This window comes from Kitasatospora sp. NE20-6 (assembly GCF_045862635.1).
Genome location: NZ_BPRL01000049.1, coordinates 50,064 through 66,696, shown reverse-complemented (window position 1 = coordinate 66,696; position 16,633 = coordinate 50,064). Strand labels below are relative to the sequence as shown.

The 16,633-nt window shown below is 66.9% G+C and carries 11 protein-coding genes and 1 pseudogene; 6 read left to right on the top strand and 6 right to left on the bottom strand.

Going from position 1 to position 16,633, the window contains the following annotated elements:
• Nucleotides 1–16: 16 nt before the first annotated feature.
• Nucleotides 17–1,363 (bottom strand): ParB/RepB/Spo0J family partition protein, encoded by a 1,347-nt coding sequence (locus SNE206_RS28575; protein ID WP_407916388.1) that lies wholly within the window; start codon nucleotides 1,361–1,363, stop codon nucleotides 17–19.
• Between the two features lie 2,687 nt (nucleotides 1,364–4,050).
• On the opposite strand from SNE206_RS28575, the gene SNE206_RS28570 reads away from it, so the two are divergent.
• The 4 genes from SNE206_RS28570 (at nucleotide 4,051) to SNE206_RS28555 (ending at nucleotide 8,606) form a co-directional block, all read left to right on the top strand.
• A complete protein-coding gene (locus SNE206_RS28570; RefSeq protein ID WP_407916387.1) occupies nucleotides 4,051–5,010 on the top strand; it encodes a ParA family protein in 960 nt (319 codons plus the stop codon).
• Nucleotides 5,011–5,845: 835 nt separating this feature from the next.
• Nucleotides 5,846–6,244, top strand: coding sequence for a hypothetical protein (locus SNE206_RS28565; protein ID WP_407916386.1), 399 nt, complete (start codon nucleotides 5,846–5,848; stop codon nucleotides 6,242–6,244).
• A 405-nt stretch (nucleotides 6,245–6,649) separates the two neighbouring features.
• Nucleotides 6,650–7,108, top strand: coding sequence for a hypothetical protein (locus tag SNE206_RS28560; protein ID WP_407916385.1), 459 nt, complete (start codon nucleotides 6,650–6,652; stop codon nucleotides 7,106–7,108).
• 67 nt (nucleotides 7,109–7,175) lie between these two features.
• Nucleotides 7,176–8,606, top strand: coding sequence for a hypothetical protein (locus SNE206_RS28555; protein ID WP_407916384.1), 1,431 nt, complete (start codon nucleotides 7,176–7,178; stop codon nucleotides 8,604–8,606).
• A 184-nt stretch (nucleotides 8,607–8,790) separates the two neighbouring features.
• On the opposite strand, the gene SNE206_RS28550 is transcribed toward SNE206_RS28555, so the two are convergent.
• The 4 genes from SNE206_RS28550 to SNE206_RS28535 all read right to left on the bottom strand — a co-directional run bounded on the left by SNE206_RS28550 (nucleotide 8,791) and on the right by SNE206_RS28535 (nucleotide 12,860).
• Complete coding sequence (locus tag SNE206_RS28550; protein WP_407916383.1) at nucleotides 8,791–9,195, bottom strand: DUF6009 family protein; 405 nt, start codon at nucleotides 9,193–9,195, stop codon at nucleotides 8,791–8,793.
• On the bottom strand, nucleotides 9,192–10,784 hold the full coding sequence (locus tag SNE206_RS28545; protein WP_407916382.1) for a phage/plasmid primase, P4 family: 1,593 nt from the start codon (nucleotides 10,782–10,784) through the stop codon (nucleotides 9,192–9,194). The genes SNE206_RS28550 and SNE206_RS28545 overlap by 4 nt, the downstream gene beginning before the upstream one ends.
• The gene (locus SNE206_RS28540; protein WP_407916381.1) at nucleotides 10,781–11,833 is read right to left on the bottom strand and encodes a bifunctional DNA primase/polymerase; all 1,053 of its coding nucleotides are present in this window, start codon (nucleotides 11,831–11,833) and stop codon (nucleotides 10,781–10,783) included. Before SNE206_RS28540 ends, SNE206_RS28545 begins: the two co-directional genes overlap by 4 nt.
• A gap of 901 nt (nucleotides 11,834–12,734) precedes the next feature.
• Entirely contained in the window at nucleotides 12,735–12,860 is a 126-nt protein-coding gene (locus tag SNE206_RS28535) for a hypothetical protein (protein ID WP_407916407.1), read from the bottom strand.
• Between SNE206_RS28535 and SNE206_RS28530 the strand changes: the two are divergent.
• Nucleotides 12,813–13,985, top strand: a pseudogene (locus SNE206_RS28530) (IS110 family transposase); the annotation flags it as partial. The gene SNE206_RS28535 and the pseudogene SNE206_RS28530 overlap by 48 nt on opposite strands.
• A gap of 6 nt (nucleotides 13,986–13,991) precedes the next feature.
• Here SNE206_RS28530 and SNE206_RS28525 read toward each other — a convergent pair.
• Complete coding sequence (locus SNE206_RS28525) at nucleotides 13,992–14,477, bottom strand: hypothetical protein (protein WP_407916380.1); 486 nt, start codon at nucleotides 14,475–14,477, stop codon at nucleotides 13,992–13,994.
• 715 nt (nucleotides 14,478–15,192) lie between these two features.
• On the opposite strand from SNE206_RS28525, the gene SNE206_RS28520 reads away from it, so the two are divergent.
• Nucleotides 15,193–16,143 (top strand): LLM class flavin-dependent oxidoreductase, encoded by a 951-nt coding sequence (locus SNE206_RS28520; protein WP_407916379.1) that lies wholly within the window; start codon nucleotides 15,193–15,195, stop codon nucleotides 16,141–16,143.
• Nucleotides 16,144–16,633: the final 490 nt, after the last annotated feature.

Genomic DNA, 16,633 nt, shown 5'->3' with positions numbered 1-16,633 from the left:
TGTCTCCTGGTGCTGGTTATTCCGACGGAATATCGGCAGCGGGTGCCTTGGTATCGCGCAGGCGGGCTTGTTCCCAGGGGGTGGGGTGGTAGCCGGCGTGGCGGACGAGGTGCTCGATGTAGGTGCGGTCGGCCGTCTGCCAGGGCCGTGGTGTGTGGCGGGTTCGCCGCTCGAGTGCGGCAAGTGCGGTGGCCAGGGCTGCTTGGTACGTGGGTTTGGGGTTGGGGTGGTGCGGCAGGTCGGCAAAGGGCTGCCGGGGTGCGTTGCGTGCGGCCTGGTAGGGGTTGAGCCAGGTCCAGGCGAGTCTGCGGGCGGCCGGGTCCGCCAGCAGGACGGCAGGGGCGATGAGACGTAGCGCTTCGCGAGGATTGGGCGTGGCTGCGCCCTGGAGGAGAAGCTGACACGCGCCTGCGCGGGCCTGGGCACCGTCGTTCTCGCCGTGCGTGGTGGTGGCGGCTTCATCGGCGGCGACACCGTTCGGGCCGGTGGCCGGCGCGGCATGGACGCTGTCACCGTCGGCCGGCGTTGCCTGCCCGGGAAGCAGCGGCTCGCTGTCCGGGATGGCGTGGGCGTGGCTTTCGGGCGTAGGAAGGATGGGCGCGGCAGTGCCGGGATCGGATTCCGCCCCGTGGTCCTGCGATGGCGCCGTGTCGAGTCGTGCCAGCGCGGCGTGGGCGGAGACTCCCTGGGCCCGCATCCGGCCGAGTACGTCGACCTGTCGGTTGTCTGCGTTCGGCAGTGTGCCGGCGATGAGTTCGGCGTCGGCGGTGCGGAGGGTGCCGTCCATGACGGCGTCGCGGAGTTCGTCGACAAGATGGAGGAGTTTGAGCCGCCGGGAGATGTGCGGCTGCTGGCAGCCGACTTGGGCGGCGATCTCAGCCTGGGTGAGTCCGTCTTCAACTGCACCTCGGAAGCCGAGGGCCTCCTCCACCGGGTTCAGCTTGATGCGGCGCAGGTTCTCCGGAAGGGCAAGGACGCGGGCTCGGTCGATCTTGTCGTTCCGGATCCGGCACGGTGCATGGTCGAGTCCGGCTCTGGCGCATGCGGTGTGACGGTTGTGGCCGATGAGGATGACGAAGTCGTCCGGCCGCGCTTTGGCGAGGGACTTGGTGAGGAGGGTTCGCTGCACGGGCGACGAGCCGAGGCGGGATGTCCAGTAGGCCAGGAACGGCCCCACGTCAGCGATCATCAGGTCCTGGAGGAGTCCTTCCGCCCTGATGGAGTCGGCCATCGCATCGATCTCGGCGTCGTCGTGCACGAGTCTCGGGTTGAAGGGATTCGCCCAGAGCTTGTGAAGCGGGACCGGCTTGCCGACGCTGTCCGGCACAGGGGGTTGGTGTGCCGTGGTGCTGTCGTCCGGCATGTCCCAAATGGAGCGGCGTCGGGGCGAGAAGTCCATCGTCGGTCCGCTTGCACCTGCCATCTGCCGTCACCTCCGGCTTCGAACGTGTACGTCGAGCAGACCCTAGTGCGCGGGAGGCGCCGACCCCTGCGGTGACGCGGTCATCCTTTTCGGGCTGTCGCCTCCGGGCGCACCTGGGGAGAGCGAGGCCGGGCCGTCCCCGGGCGGAATCGCAGGCCCCGTGGCAACGGTGCGTCGGCCCGCTTGCGCAGCACGGCGGCTGCGACGTGGACAAGAGAACCGGCTTGCGTGGTGTTGAGGATGGACGCGTGGTCACCCCGGAGTGCGCTGTCGAGCTTGCCGGTCGCTGCTGGCCGACGGCCAAATGGCATGGGCATGGGCGGCACCCGCCTGCTGGTCCCGCTGAAGGGCGGCCGGGTCCGCCCCGTCGTGGCAGCCGCGTCGCCCGGCCTCGTCCCAGGCCGATCCAGTCGTCGCGGTGGTCGTGGCTCGTTACCAGCACACCCGGGGCGGGCCGGCGAGCGCAGGCCACCGGCGCCGGCTCTTGACCGGCTGCAGACTCCGGACGAGGTCGCGCGTGCCGGGGAGGTCTCCCGCCGGGCTTCCCGGTTCCGGCGAGCCCGGCATCGTCCGACCGGGCAGGGGCGCGCACGCCCCGCTGCGCGCAGTTGTGCATCTGTGCACCCGGCTCGACCGACTCCCGGTTGCCGTCCGCCCGCACGATGGTTTCCCTGACACCGTCGATACGGACCCAACCGGGACCGGGGACAGCGGCCTTGGCTTCGTCCAGGCATGTCCGCAGGCGGACGTCGGCCGCCCATGCCGGCACATGGTCGGTACGGGTCTTGGGCCCCGCAGCCGCCTGATGGCTTTCCGTCCGGCACGTGGGGCCGTCCTTCATGTTCCGCTCATGGACCGCTCCGGTGCGTCTTTCGAGCGTCCGATCGAAGAGGCGGCCCATCCCTCCTGGTCCTGCTGTCCGGGCCATTTCAGTCTGTGCCACGCGTCTTATCTGTGCGCTGATCGCCTGACTTCGGCTTGGTCATCACCCCCTTCGAGACTCTCATCGGCCTGCCGTCGAGCGCTTGTGGCAGTGATCGGGAGGATGCTGAAAGGGTGCCAGGCGTGCTGTGGACCGCGAGGCATGCTGGTCTCGAGAGCGTTCATGAGCAGTTCTCCTCCGGTCGATGGGCGCGTTGTGACCCCTGAAATGGACTCGATACTCGGCGTCGGCCCGTATCGGAGCAGTCATCAGCGGATCGATGGCGCGCCCGATGACGACCGGTATCCGCCGTACATCAGCGACCGATGCGGCCCGCAATGGCGCCCCCCTCAGCCAGTTCCGGGCTTTGCAGACGAGCCTTGGGAGGGCGTCTGTGCGGATTGTCTCTCGGCTTCGGATGGGTTTGATGGGCGCATCGGTCGGCAGACTTTCGTCAGTCCGGGGCGCGGCGAGAGGGGCAGCGACGGCAGCTCCGCGCACTCCGACGGTCTTCTCTGCAATCCATCGACACGTGGCTGCCGGTTCCACTTGCCTGTCGTCCTCTGACGGGCGGGCCGTTCGAACGTTGTCTTCGGGTCGGAGGGAAAGGCCGGTGGGGCTTGCTGCCGGATCACGCCGGCCCTGGGGGCAAGTCAGTCATTACCGCGATGACCTGCAGTTGTAGGGAAGAGGGTATGGATGCCGGCGACCCCTCGGTGCGGCATCCGCCGCCGTTGGCTGTCGCGGCGGACCGCTGATCTTGTAGGGATGACGATAGGCATGCGGGTAGGCATATGGTCACCGGCCGCACCACGCAAGCCGCATCGACCTCACTTGATCTATAGACATGAAGGTAGCTTGACAAGTAGTGATGATGGAATGGATGGCAGAAGGAACTGAAGTAGATACGTGCACATCGATGCAGGTATGCAGGGTGACACTTATATCGATAGTGACTCAAGTAGCGCACTCGGTAGTGATGCTTGTATCTATGAAGGTAGCTAGGTAGACATCTCTGTAGGCATGCATATAGGCACTCACCTACAGACGGAGGTAGGCATGGATGCATGCATCCATGCATCTCGGTAGGCATCCTTGTATGCATGCCGGTATCCACCCGCGCTCGCATGCAGGCACCTGTGTCGGCATGCTTGGTTGCACACATGCACGGCTCTACTCATCTACGGATCCGTGCACTTTGCGATCCGTTGACTCATGTACGCACTGATCCATGCTCCGGCTTACTGATGCCAGGACCGATCCATGCACCTGTGCACCCATGCAGGACTGCACCTGACTGACTGTTGATGTACCGATGGATCCACCGATGAATGTCTGCACGGGTCGGCCGATCCATGCAGACATCTCGGCAGGCACCGAGGAATCCATGCATGCGCCCGTGGGCGCATGCATGCGGAGATCCATGAACGCTCCGTGGCAGCCAGCCCCACTTCGGCCGGCGGAGCGGGCGGCTCCGCCCTTCGGAGGGACACGCGCCAGCCGAACCCTCCAACCCTCCGGCTTCTGCTGCTACTGTCATGTCGCGTCGTAACACAATTTCATCCCGCGTCAGCCGCAGGACTCCGGATCACCGGCAACAGGCGCATGAATCTGGCTGTATGCCCGATTTTGCGCCGGGTCTGCCGGTCGGCTTGGTGCTGCGACGTATCGGGACCAACGCAGGTCAGCACGAGAGGCAAAAACTGTGGCGGACGTTCAGCAGGCAGCGGAGGCGCTGTCCGGCGAGGAACAGGACGACAACCTGCTGGACCGGCCGATGACCGTGATCTCGATCGCGAGTCAGAAGGGCGGCATCGGCAAGACGGTCACGACCGTCAACGTGGCGGCACGCCTCGCGCTGGCGGGCTTCGACGTCGCGATCGTCGACCTCGACCCCCAGGCGCAGGCGGGGGAGGCCATAGGGGTAGAGCTCAAGGGGGAGCGCATCCTGCGCTCGCTCGGCCTGACGTTCCAGCACGCCTTGCAGGGAATCCCGATCCGGCCGCTCACCGAGATCATGTTCGATCAGAGCGACATCCTTCAGGACTTCGAGGGCGCGGGTCGCCTCTACCTCATCGCCTCCGAAGAGAGCACGATGACCGCCGCCCAGAACGCCCTCATCACCCAGCCGTACGCCGCCACCCCGATCCTGCGCCGCATGCTGCTCGAGCACCTGCGCGGCGTGGTGGACTTCGTCATCATCGACACTCCTCCGTCGATGTCCTCGCTCAACGCGATCGCCTACGCGGCCTCCGACTACGTCATCACCGTCATGAACCCCCAGCGGCAGACGGTCAAGGGCGCGCTGGTCATCAAACCGACCGTCGAAAAGGTCAGCGAGCTGACCTTGGGGGAGTGCAACCCCCAGTTCCTCGGTGTGCTGCTCAACGACTCCAACTCCGAGTCGAAGTGGACGGCCCAGGATGTCTTCGTGATAAACGGCATGGTCAGCAAGGGCCTCAAGCCCTTCAAAACGGACATCCGCAGCGATGTCCGAATCTCCGACTGTTACGGCCCCGCAGGCCCTGTCGTTGTCCAGTTCCCGAACCACGCCCCGGGCAAGCGCTACACCGCGCTGGTGGAAGAGATCCTCCAGCGCATCGACAGCCCGTCCGACACGTGGGAAATCGCGAACCCCGCCACGCTCGAGGAAGTCGATGCCTGAGAAGCCAAAGAAGGTCGCTGGCCTCTCCGTCACTCCCGCCGCACGCCGTGCTGCTGCTGCCGCCCGCGCTCAGGCCGCCCGGCAGCAGCGCGGGGCCGATGTCTTCGGTGGGGACGTAGAGGAGCTCGTCAACCGCTCCTTCGTCGGCCAGGGAATCCAGGCCGCTGCAGCCGACTCTCTTCCCTCCGCCCGGATCTCCCCGCCGACAGCCGCTGCTGCTCCAATACCACCGGCCGTTCCCGCACACCCGAGCGCCGACGCCCAGCCGGTCAGCAGCGCGCCGGATGGATCGGCGGACCCTCTGTCCCCGTCCGTGAACCCCTGGCTCGCATCACGAGCGGTTCCGGCAGCCGTGACGGCGGCCGAACCGCAGCGACCTGCCGCCCCTCCGACGGCGGAGACGGATAGTCGGCTCACCCCTGCGGCGCCGGCCGTGGCGGATGCCCCGTTGCGTCCCACTACCGCCGCGACGGCTCAGTCTCCGTCCCGCGGGGAACAGCCGGAGGTTGCAACCGGATCGCCCGGACTCGAGGCCGTGACCCCGGGTGTCAACAGGACTGCCGACGGGGGGAGCGTCGCTGTCCGAGCCACACCCGACGGCAGCGGAGGAGAGGCTGAGACCCCGGCTGCCGCTGCTGCAGTCACAGCTCCCGCGGGCGCCCCGGCAGGAATCGAGCACACTGCGCAGGAGTCGGCGCCGGGTCCTGCGGCCGACACGACCGCAGCAGCTCCGCAGCCGGCTTCCGGCAGCGGGCGGCAGCGGAAGCCGGGAGTTCGCCGCGGGGCATCCGGAGTTACCCGGCAGGCTGTGCTCACCTCCTGGACCGAGAGCACGATGGACCTGAAACTGGGCAAGAACCAGTGGCGCACGCTCCCGTTCCGCTTCGCACCGGACCTGGTGGCGGCTCTCTCGGCCCGCGTGGGGCAGGACCGCGAGACGAGCGGCCGACAGTTGACCATCGCGCAGTACGTGGACGCGGCCATGCGTCTCTACCTGCCGTCCGACACCAGCGCGCAACTCGCCCTGGCAGAGGAACTTTTCATCCGCCGGGAAGGCGATGTGCCTGCCGGCCGGCAGGCGAGCCACCGGGTCAGTCCTGCCGTGTACGACGTGGCGTCGAGGTTGCCGAACGACCTCCGGTCGGTGGGACGAGCCCGGACGGGAGTCCACGTCTACTCCGCCGCATTGGACCTGTTTCTCACGGCCCTCAATGACGAGGGGCCGCTCGCCTGAGACGAGATCTGGCATGTGTGAGGGCCCCAACCTCTACGGGTTGGGGCCCTCATACATGCGACGACCTGCCATTGTATGGATACCTGTAGTTATTTATGAAGCTAGACCGGTAGCTATACCAATAGGTCTGTAAAGATGCAGAGCGGTATCCAGGTAGGCATCTACGTAGGCATCCCTGTATCGATCCATGCGCGCCGGTAGTGATGCACGTAGGCATGGATCGATCGATGCCAGTACTAATTGATGTGTCGTAGCAGGTATGCAGGGCGACAAATCCTGAAAATACCGGCAATCAGCCCACCTTCTGCCACGCTCATGTGATGCGACGTGACATTGATTCGTCGTCACTTGCGATACGCTCTCCGCACGCCCCATATACGTCACAACCACAAGAAGGCCGAGGTCATGTTGGCCAGACGAATCACACCCGCTGCGCTGGCGAAGGCAGCCGATCTCAACCGCATCTGGGTCCACAAGGCGGTCGAACGCGGCTTCGTCAACACGGACGCACTCGATGGAGAAGACCTCATCGTGCTACGGGTCTTCGCCCTGGCGGACCAGATCGTCTGGCCCGGCGAACGCCGCTCCCGCAGCGCTCCCCGCGACGTGGCCATCTGGCACAGCGTCGTCGTCGGCGCAGCGCGCGACGCAGTCAGCGACCCCGCGCTCGGACCCGACACCCTCCTGTGGCTCATGCCCAACGACGTCCGCATCAGCAGTTCCATGGCCGAAGCGCTCGTCATCCTCACCGAGATCGGCCCGCTGTGCGCCGTCCGCATCCCTATCGGGGCCTGGGTGGGCGAACTCCCGGTGGGATTCGAGCTTCCCACCATCCCTATGCCACCGGCAGCCGGTCGGTCCTGACCCGTCCGTCGACCAGCCAACCGACAGAACCGAGGTGATGCCGACCACAACCGAATAGATCGCACGCGTGGCCTCCGCCGAGGACACGCGGCGATGTCGTTTTGTCGCGCTTCCGCCGGATTCGGCCGCCGCGGCTCGATATCACGCACCCTTTTCCTACCTGGAGCCCGCCATCACGCACGCCCAGGCAGTCGGCACCGTGCTGCCCGAATCCAGCATCCCGACCCACACAGCCCCGACCACACCTCGATCCCGCCCATCCTCTCGCGGGGCCCACACGCTCATCACCACCCGTGCCCTCCACGAGGCCACCACCACCGCCTCCCGCGCCATCACATCACCAGACGACTTCCTCAACGCCGTCCGCTGGGCACTGCGCCGCGGATTCCACCCGCGGGCCAACACCACGACACTGCGCATCGCCGAAGCGCTCGCCGAGAAGGCCAACCGCCGCGGCCACCTCGGGTACGGGCGGAACGCCCTCGCCGCGGACCTGAACCTGTCGGTCGCCTGCGTTGCGGCCCACACCCGAGTCCTGCGCGAACTCGGCCTCCTGGCGTGGGTCGAGCACGGATCGAAGACCAACGTCCTGCGGACTCGCGCACCACACCAGCAGCCCAACGCCTACAAAGCCACCGGCACCATCTTTGCCCTTGTCGTCCCGCCTGCCTACGACCTGGCTCATGGCCGAGGCACCAGCGGCACCGGGTACCACGCCCGCCTGGTGGCTGTCACCGACCGCGGCCGCCGACACGAGACGCGCATGGCGAAGGCAGCTACCCGCCGCAACGCGACACGCCCGACCGGGGGGCGGAGGACACCCCCTTCTTGTGGTGGTTTGGCTTTGAAACAGACACTTCAGGCAGGAGAGAACATCAACTACACGCGCTCACGCGCGCGCGAAACCACCACCCGCCACCCTGACCCGCCACAGCGCCTGACACCCGGTCTCGCCCGGGACTTCATCCAGGCCTCCGAGGCCCTCCAGGCGGAGGTCAGCTGGCTGTCGCGTGTCTGCCCGCGGCGCCTCGCCTTCCTCCTCCGCGACCGCTTCCTCGCCGGCGCCACAGTTCCTGCTCTGGCTCGAGAGCTCCGCAACGCAACGCGAGAACTGGTCCGTCAACCCCTCGCGTACGTCGCCGACCACCTTCGTCGCCACCCCACACCCCGCATCACAGAATCCGAGCGCGCCGACGCACCGTCCCGCTGGATCCAGGTACCGACCCTGGCCGTCCGCCCGTCGCCGATCCCGTTGCGGCCACTCGTGAGTCGCAGGTTCCTGGATCCTCACGTTGAGACGCCCGCCAGTGTCCGGCACGATCCGGTCCTGGAGCAGGCCTGGGAGGAGCGCCAGGTGTCGCTCGCGATCGAAAGGACGCTCGCCTACTGGCGCGAGCAGGACCCCGTCTCCGCCCATCACTGGGGCACCGTCGAAGAGCCGGATTCGTTCGGGCCGGTCGATGACCGTGACCTCGAATGGATCCCGGTCTATGCGTGATCCGGCCTCGTACCGGCACAGTGCCGAAGCCCAACCGGTCCTCGGTCCAGGCCTGCCTAATGACCGGTCAGGCCGCCACACGGTGGTCCTGGGCCACTGTCAGGAGGTTCCCCCGTCCCACTGCGGCGAACACCTGCCCCTCGCCGGGCTGGCCACCACCACCGCGCAGACCAGACCGTACGGGTCAGTGCTTCGGCAGTGTGATGCCCAGTTCGATCATCGCGGGGGAGGCCGGTCCGCCCTGGGAGCGTTCGGTCTTTTCGCCCTTCACCGTCGCGGCGACGGTACGTGGGTCAACGGCTTCCGACGGAGCCCCGCTGGAGTACAGGCCGTCGGGATGCTGGTCACGGTCGTGGGGGAGGAGCCAGAAGACGCGGCGGCGGAAGGTCCCGGACGCCCGGGAGGCAGGCGCACCCGGTCCGAGGATGGCGTAGCCGACCATGCGGCCGTCGCGATGGTAGGGGGGCCTGCCCTTGCGGGACGAGAGCCGTTCCAGGGACTGGCGGACGTAATCGAGTCGCTCGGGGTCTTCGAGCCAGCGGATCTCGATCTCGTGTGCGAGGTCGGCGGGGTCGATCAGGGCGCTCACGGCTGCGGCTCCTCGTTGGCCATGAGGCCGATCCCGGGGTAGTACTTGCGGGAGTTGGACAGGACCATGTCTTTCGGTGACGTCATACCCACTGTCTCGCGAACTCGTGCCGCGAAGGCACGTGCGGTGACAGGGTTGGCTCCTTCTTCTCCGCACCAACGAGTGTAAGCGCCGTACATTTGGGCTTGTTCGGCGCGGAGCCCGTCGGCGACCTTGCAGGCTTCGCCGAGGAAGCGTCCCACGCTGTCCTCGGTCTCCGCGTATGCGCTGGTCGCGGTCTGCACGCGCTGTGGCCCTGTGAGATCCTTCTCTCCGTTGAAGTAGCGACGAGCTCCCGCGATGAGCCAGGCGAGGATGCCGGGCCCTTCCTCCGAGACCAGGACGTTCGCGAGGTTGTCGATCTTACGGTCCTCGGGGACGACGCGCTCGAAGGGGATGAGGCGCATCCGGCGCCAGAAAGCGGGACCGCCCGTGCCGACCTCGGGGCGGTGGTTGCCCAGCAGCCAGAGCTTGTGCGTCGGATGGAAGCTGAAGAAGTCCTGGCGCATGCGGCGAGCCTTGATCTTGTCGCCGCCTGTGAGGAGCTTGACTCGCGCCTCGTCGAAACGGTCGCCGGGCTTGAGCTCGGAGCACATGATAATGCGCCGACCGTGGAGTTCGGCAAGGTCGGTGGGGTGTCCGTCGAAGGCTTTCGCCATGAGGAAGCCGGGCGGGGCCGCATCGGCATAGTCCCCCATGAGCTGCAGCATGACGTCGAGGAGGACGGACTTGCCGTTTTTTCCGGTCCCGTAGAGGAACGGCATGATCTGGGCACCGACATCGCCGGAGATCGAGTAGCCGAGGCACAGGTGAAGGAAGGAGATCATCTCCTTGCCTTCGGTGTCGATGCCGAAGGTGTCTCCGAGGAAGCGGAACCAGCGGGGGGTCTGCATGGGCTGCGGTGCGACGGTTGTTGCGCGGGAATGCTTTTGCCGGGCGGGGTCCGGCTTGCTGATCAGACCGGTCCGGAGGTCGACAACGCCACCCGGGGTGCACAGCGCGTAGGGGTCGGCATCGAGTGCGGAGGCCTGCATGACCATGCCGGGCGCGGCCTTGGCTTGTTCGAGCATGGCGTTCATGCCGTTGGTCGACAGGGCCCGGCGGCGATGCCGGGCCAGATCGGAGTTGGTGTAGTGGCCGGTGGGGTCGTGCAGACTCAACTGCTCTGCAAGGTCGCCGGCGGCCCACAGCACGGTATCCGTCTCGTCGATCTGCCAGCGATGGCCTGCCCAGCTGTACCAGCCAAGGCCCGGTACGTATCGGTAGTCGCCGCCGTAGAGGCTGACGAACAATTTGGCGTTGCCGCGGTCGCTGAGTGAGTCGGGCAGGAGCCCACGGACTACCGTCGTCGATCTCGGGCCGGCTGTGGCAGCCTGGCGCACGGGGATGGCAGAGCTGTCCGTGGCGCCGGGGACGTCGAGCAGGCTGTCCTGGACCGCGGTCGGCGCATGCGCGGGCGATGCCAGCGCAGGGTTGGCCGGCGCGGCGAGGATCTGCTGCGCGGCGGCCATGGGGTCGAAGCCCCCTGCCCCGGTCTCGGTGTGGTTCATGTACGGCCTCGGAGGTGGAGCGGACGTCGAGAGCCTGCTTCAAGCGCGGTGCTGATAATCGACTCACATCGCCGTTCTTGGCCCGGGCGGGTGCTGTTGGCTGCCTCTCGGAGGATGACCAGGGCTTCGTGGTGGTGGATGTAGCCGGAGGCGACGAGACCGCCGGCGGTGAAAGCGGCACGGTTGAGCTTCTCCGTGAAACCCATGCCTTCGGCCGCTGCGGCGCACGCTGTCACTTCGGCGAGCACTGTTGCGAGGGCTTGCGGAGTGCCCGTCGATACGCCCGCGGCCAGGACGGCTTGCCGGGCTCGCGGAGGAGGCTGCGGCGTGTCCGTACCACCTGAGGGTTCTGCATGGTGGGTGCGCAGAAGGTCCCCGGCGAGCCATTCAGGCAGTCTGGCGGGCTGCCGGGCCGTACCCAGAGCGGCATAGGTGCCGACCGGGGTGGTCGTGCCGGGAGCAACGATGTAGCCGCCACGGGCGCGAACATCGACCTGCCATGCGAGGGCACGGTTTTTACCGGACCCTGTGGAGGAGCGGAAGGGCAGGTGGGGGTGCGCCCTGTACCAGATGTGGAGGCCTCCGGACGGGGTACGCACACGCAGTGTGGAGCTGTCGTCGGCGGGGTTCGGGGCTCCGCGGAGTGCTGCAAGGAGTGCCAGGGTGTGAAAGCCGTTGGTCAGGCCGGCGAGGTCGACGTGTTCGGCGATGGGGATTCCCGGCAACAGCCTGTCTCGGCCCGGTACAGGGGTTGGGTGCGCATCGACGTCGATGACGACTAGATCTGCGGGCCCACAGGCGATACCGACGCCGAAGCGGGAGTTCTCCGACCACCAGGCATGGAGCAGGTGGGGATCGGTGGTCGCTGCCAGGTGACCGTGGCACCAGCGGCCGTGCGAGAGACAGGCGCAGCCCTGTGCGCTGTGTCCCCGGGTGGAGCACTGACTGCAGTTGCCTGCCGGGAGTTTGCTTCGAGGGGAGAGAGGGTGGACAGGCCAGCCCTGTTCGGCACACCACAGCGCTACTGTCAGTGAGGACTGTGAGCGCATGGTGGAGGCGTTCTTCCCGCTCGCCGCCACTTGGTCCCTCCCACCTCGTTCGTAGATTCTGTCCGGGACTGTCGAGGCCCGGCGTCAGTTGCTGTGGCATTCGTGCAGGTCAACAAGCTGAAGCGACCGAAGCGACTGACTTTTCAATATGGGCCCACAGACTAGCGGAGCCAACGGTGGTGAAAAACCGTGTTGCCTGGAGCAGCGACCGAGTGGGGGGAGCGAGCGACTGTGGCCTTTCGGTCGCTGGTGGCAGCTGCTGGTTGTTTCCGCAGGTCAGGGTAGGTATGACGTTGCGATCAGCGACTGGAGCGACTCAAGGTCGGTTATATGAACGCGTATGCACGCACGTGAATGTCTTCATATGTACGTCCCAGGGTCGCTTCGGTCGCTGTTTGTGCTGCAGTAAGGCTTTGACCTGCAGAAATGTCAGTGCCTGAGACCAGCGACCGAAGCGACTGAACCGAACCGGCAGGCACATCCGTTCCTTGGGGAAGAGGCATGACCCCCTGTGGTGGCCGAGTGGACGGGTGCTTTTGTTCGGGCGTGTCGTGCCTGCCGAGGAACCGCTGGACAGGGAGTGAGCGACTGGGTCGCTGGTGGCAGCTGCTGGTTGTTTCCGCAGGTCAGGGCAGGTATGGCGTTGCGATCAGCGACTGAAGCGACTCAAGGTCAGACATTGAGTGCGTACGTGCAAACGAGCGCCACTGTATGTCTGACCTTGAGTCGCTTCGGTCGCTGTTTGTGCTGCAGTAAGGCTTTGACCTGCAGAAATGTCAGTGCCTGAGACCAGCGACCGAAGGAAAACGGGTTGTGAAACGGCTGCCGGTCGGGAGCGGCTTGGTGGCCACCCGCCAAGCCGGCTCGCCGCCCTCCCTTGATCAGGAGTGGTAAACCTCGCTCATCCTGGCCACCTGCCCGTCCCGGGGTCGAGGGTGGGGTAGAAGAGCCGACCGAAGCAGCCGGATGGCTTGGTGATCTGGTGGACGTCTTCCTTGGCCTGGACGTCGGCAAGGGTGAGTACCACGGAACCGCGGTGCCCCGGGCGGGCAAGCGGGTCTTCGACAAGCGGCTGCCGAACAGCGAGCTCATCATGATGCGGGCCCTGCTGGACAAGCTCATCGCGAGGCACGGCACGGTCCTGGTTGTCGTCGACCAGCCCGCCTCCATCGGCGCCCTGCCCTTGGCGGTCGCGCGGGACGCTGGCTGCCGCGTCGCTTCCCTGCCCGGCCTGACGATGCGCAGGATCGCCGGCCTCTACCCCGGCGAGGCCAAGACCGACGTCGGCGACGCCTTCGTCATCACGGACGCCGCCCGCACCATGCCCCCCTGCGCGGCATCGAGCTCACCGACGAGACCATCGCCGAGCTGGAGATGGTCGGCGGCTTCGACGACGACCTCCCCGGCGAGGCCACCCGGATCGCCAACCGCCTGCGCGGCCTACTCGCCCAGATCCACCTGCACCTGGAGCGCGCGCTGGGGCCCAGGATCGACCACCCGGCGGTCCTGGGTCTGCTGGAGCGGTTCGGCTCACCGGCCGCCCTCCCCATGCCGGACGCAGCCGTCTGCTCGGTGTCGCCCGGCACTTGGCCCCGCGCATGTTCGAGCGCCTCGTTGAGGACCTCCTCACCGCGCTTGATGAGCAGACCGTCGTCGTCCCCGGCCCCGAGGCTGCCGCGCTGATCGTGCCGAGCCTGGTCGGCTCCCTGCGGGCGGTGCTAGAGCAGCGCAAGCTCCTGGAGAGGCGGATCCAAGAGCTGCTGGACGAGCACCCGCTGTCGCAGATCCTGACTTCCATGCCCGACATCGGCACCAGGACCGGTGCCCGTCTCTTGGTCGACGTCGGCGACGCGAGCGCGTTCCCAACCACCGCCCACCTCGCCTCCTACGCCGGGCTCGCCCCTGCGACCGCAATTCCGGCTCCTCCATATGTGGTGAACAACCCGCCCGCCGGGGCAACAAGCAACTGAAACGGGCGTTCTTCCTGGCCGCGTTCGCCTCGCTCGGAGACCCGGCTTCCCGTGCCGACTACGACAAGAAGATCACCCAGGGCAAACGGCACACCCAGGCTCTCCTCTGCCTGGCCAGACGCCGGGTCGACGTCCTGTTCGCCATGCTCCGCGACGGCGCCCTCTACCAGTCCGCCCTGCCGATGCGGTCAGCTGAGCGGTGGATCCGCCAGCAGCACCACACGGTCCGCAACGGGATCGAACCCGAGCACCGGATTCCCGTAGTCGCCTTCGGCGGCCATGGCCACCGGCTTGCCCAGTCGGCGGCCGATCGCGCGCAGCAAGCCGCACAGGGTGTCCGCTCCGGCCTGGCCCTGCAGCTCGCGAAGGTCGACGTCGAAGTCGATCTCGTCGGCAGACATCGGGCGGAAGATCGCCAGCACCTCCGGGACCGGCCAGACCCGCAGATCGGCCGTCTCGGCATCGGCGGGACGCGACAGCACCTCCGTAGCAGGGGGCAGCGGCCCAGGGACGCCGCCCACTGAGTACTCCCACGTCCATCCCTTCGCCCTGACCAGGTCGAACACCGCCTGCCAGTCCTCGACCGAGGTGCCCGCCACGGACACATCCGGCAAGGTACCCATCAGGTCAGGGTCGAAGAAGTCCTTGGCGTCGTCCCACAGCAGATCCGGCATCCCGCCATGCTGTCCGCCGGCGCCTGCGAACGCAGCCCGATTTCTTTGACGAACCCCATAGAGGTACCCCCGCGGGTCCAGGCCTGTCGGCTGCCGCAGTGCAGTTGGCTGCTATTGGGCCGTATCTCTCTCGAAGACAGGGTTCCCGCCTCGGGCTGAGCCGTCACCGAATCGGTGGAGACCGTTGCCACCGGGTGACCGCTGAACCTGTAGGACGGGAGGGCTCGTAGTCCCCCGTGCAACCACGTCCGCTCGGATGACGCCGCGCTGATCGATGAGCGGCACTCAGTGCGGTCGGTCACGGGAGCAACAGATGACAGGTCGTGACGAGCGAGCGGAACGATTTAGTGGCAGGGAGGGGACAGGTATCCGGACGATCCGGATTCGAGACGGCCATCCGGCTGCTCTGTGCTCACCGTTTGCAGCGCAGCGTGCTCGCCACCCGGGGCACCGCCCGACAGCCACCCGCGAAAAGCCGGCAACACCGCCCCTCTGCCAGGAGCCCAGGCTCCTGCACAGTCCTCGACCAGGGGCTCCTCGGAGGGGGTGCCACTGTGGCCGCCGAAGGCAGCAACGCCGGCGCTGCGGTGCACCTCGTACACCACGCGACGTCGACGTGCCGACGTCCGTGAACCTTTCCTGTCCACCGACGAGCGACCTGGAGCGACGACACATGGTTTTGAAGCTAGGCGTGGGACTGCCGACAGACGGCCCGATGGCCACTGCGGACAACATCTTTGCGATCACCGACCTGGCCGAAAGGCTCGGGTACGAGTCACTGTGGGGCTTCCAACCGTTCCGGAAGCCCCATCGCACCCTGCCCGACGGGCTGCGCCGACACGCCTACGACAGCAGGTTGGAACCTATGACGCTGCTTGCCGCGGTCGCGGGTCGTACCTCTCGGGCAAGGCTCGGCATCGTCGTCTCCCCGGGTCACTCACTGGTGGAGCTTGCCAACCGGCTGGCCACGCTCGACCTCCTGTCCTCGGGTCGGTTGGATCTGGGCATCGGACCTGGCTGGTCGGGTGACAGGTTCAGTCTCTTCGGCCAGCGGTTCGGCGAGAGAGGACGGGCTACCGACGAGCTGCTGGCAAAGCTCAGAAGCGCGTTGGCCGGCGAGCCTGCGGAAGACAGGGAGCACGACCTCCGGATCCCCAGGCCGATGCCCGTCCAGAAGCCGACTGTTCCCATCCTGCTGGTGGGGTACGGCAAGGCGACGGTGCAGCGCATCGTCGCCTACGGAGACGGCTGTGTGGCGGGCCAGTTGTCCTTCGAGCGGTGGGGCCGTCTGGTCGCTGACGTGTGCCGCCAGGTCGCCGCGGCCGGACGCGACGCCTCTGCACTGCGTTTCGTCTGCCGGGCCACCGTACGCCTGCACCGGCGGCCCCTGGTGAGGCGCCGCCTCATGGAGGGAAGCACCGGCCAGATCCGGACCGACCTGGCACGGTACGCCGCCGTTGGCGTGACGGACCTGTCCATGGAGTTCGACTTCGAGGAGACGGCCAACAGACACGGAGCCGCTCCGGGCACCGTTCGCACAAGCGCCGAGCACATCCTGTACGAGCTTGCTCCCCAGCAGGGGACGGACAGTGCGAAAGCGGCCCGTCCCGGCCGCCGGTGCTTGACGATCGCGAGCCGAACGGAGCCTTCCGTACGTAGTACCTGATGGAGTGCCTCTACGGCTCGTGTGCGGCTGGCGCTCCACTGAGCACGATCGGGAGGGGATCCGTGCAAGGAGGACCGGCTCGGCTCGCATGAGGCTCCGGTGAGGTGCTCCAGGAGCCTCATGCACCGATCCCGCAGTCGCCCGCTCGGACCGTCCTGATGCCGACTGTATGAAGGGTTAGCTGATGAACTCGATTGTTCTCGTTGCATCCCTCACTTTGGCAAGCCTCAGTGTGAGGGTGCTGCTCCGGTGGCTTCCGCCGCAGACCAGGCCGTTCCTGGTGCCCGACCGGGGCCGATTGATGAGTGGGCTGCTTTCCCGCATACCTGCTCAGTATGCTCCGCCATCGGATTTTGACGTCCTGCCGGGGCAGGCCGCACAAGACTTGCTCCTCTGCGAGCAGCTGTGGTGGCTCCCCGCCCACGACCCGCACCGGATGTGATGCGCGGTGCTGACACCGGAGAAGCCAGAGGTGCCGCCGAGCTGGACT

Bases quoted from the DNA above. Each gene is read 5' to 3' on its own strand.
- SNE206_RS28545 (WP_407916382.1), bottom strand. From the start codon at position 10,784: ATGAACCACACCGAGACCGGGGCAGGGGGCTTCGACCCCATGGCCGCC.
- SNE206_RS28575 (WP_407916388.1), bottom strand. From the start codon at position 1,363: ATGCCGGACGACAGCACCACGGCACACCAACCCCCTGTGCCGGACAGC.
- SNE206_RS28540 (WP_407916381.1), bottom strand. From the start codon at position 11,833: ATGCGCTCACAGTCCTCACTGACAGTAGCGCTGTGGTGTGCCGAACAG.
- SNE206_RS28525 (WP_407916380.1), bottom strand. From the start codon at position 14,477: ATGCCGGATCTGCTGTGGGACGACGCCAAGGACTTCTTCGACCCTGAC.
- SNE206_RS28520 (WP_407916379.1), top strand. From the start codon at position 15,193: ATGGCCACTGCGGACAACATCTTTGCGATCACCGACCTGGCCGAAAGG.
- SNE206_RS28560 (WP_407916385.1), top strand. From the start codon at position 6,650: ATGTTGGCCAGACGAATCACACCCGCTGCGCTGGCGAAGGCAGCCGAT.
- SNE206_RS28565 (WP_407916386.1), top strand. From the start codon at position 5,846: ATGGACCTGAAACTGGGCAAGAACCAGTGGCGCACGCTCCCGTTCCGC.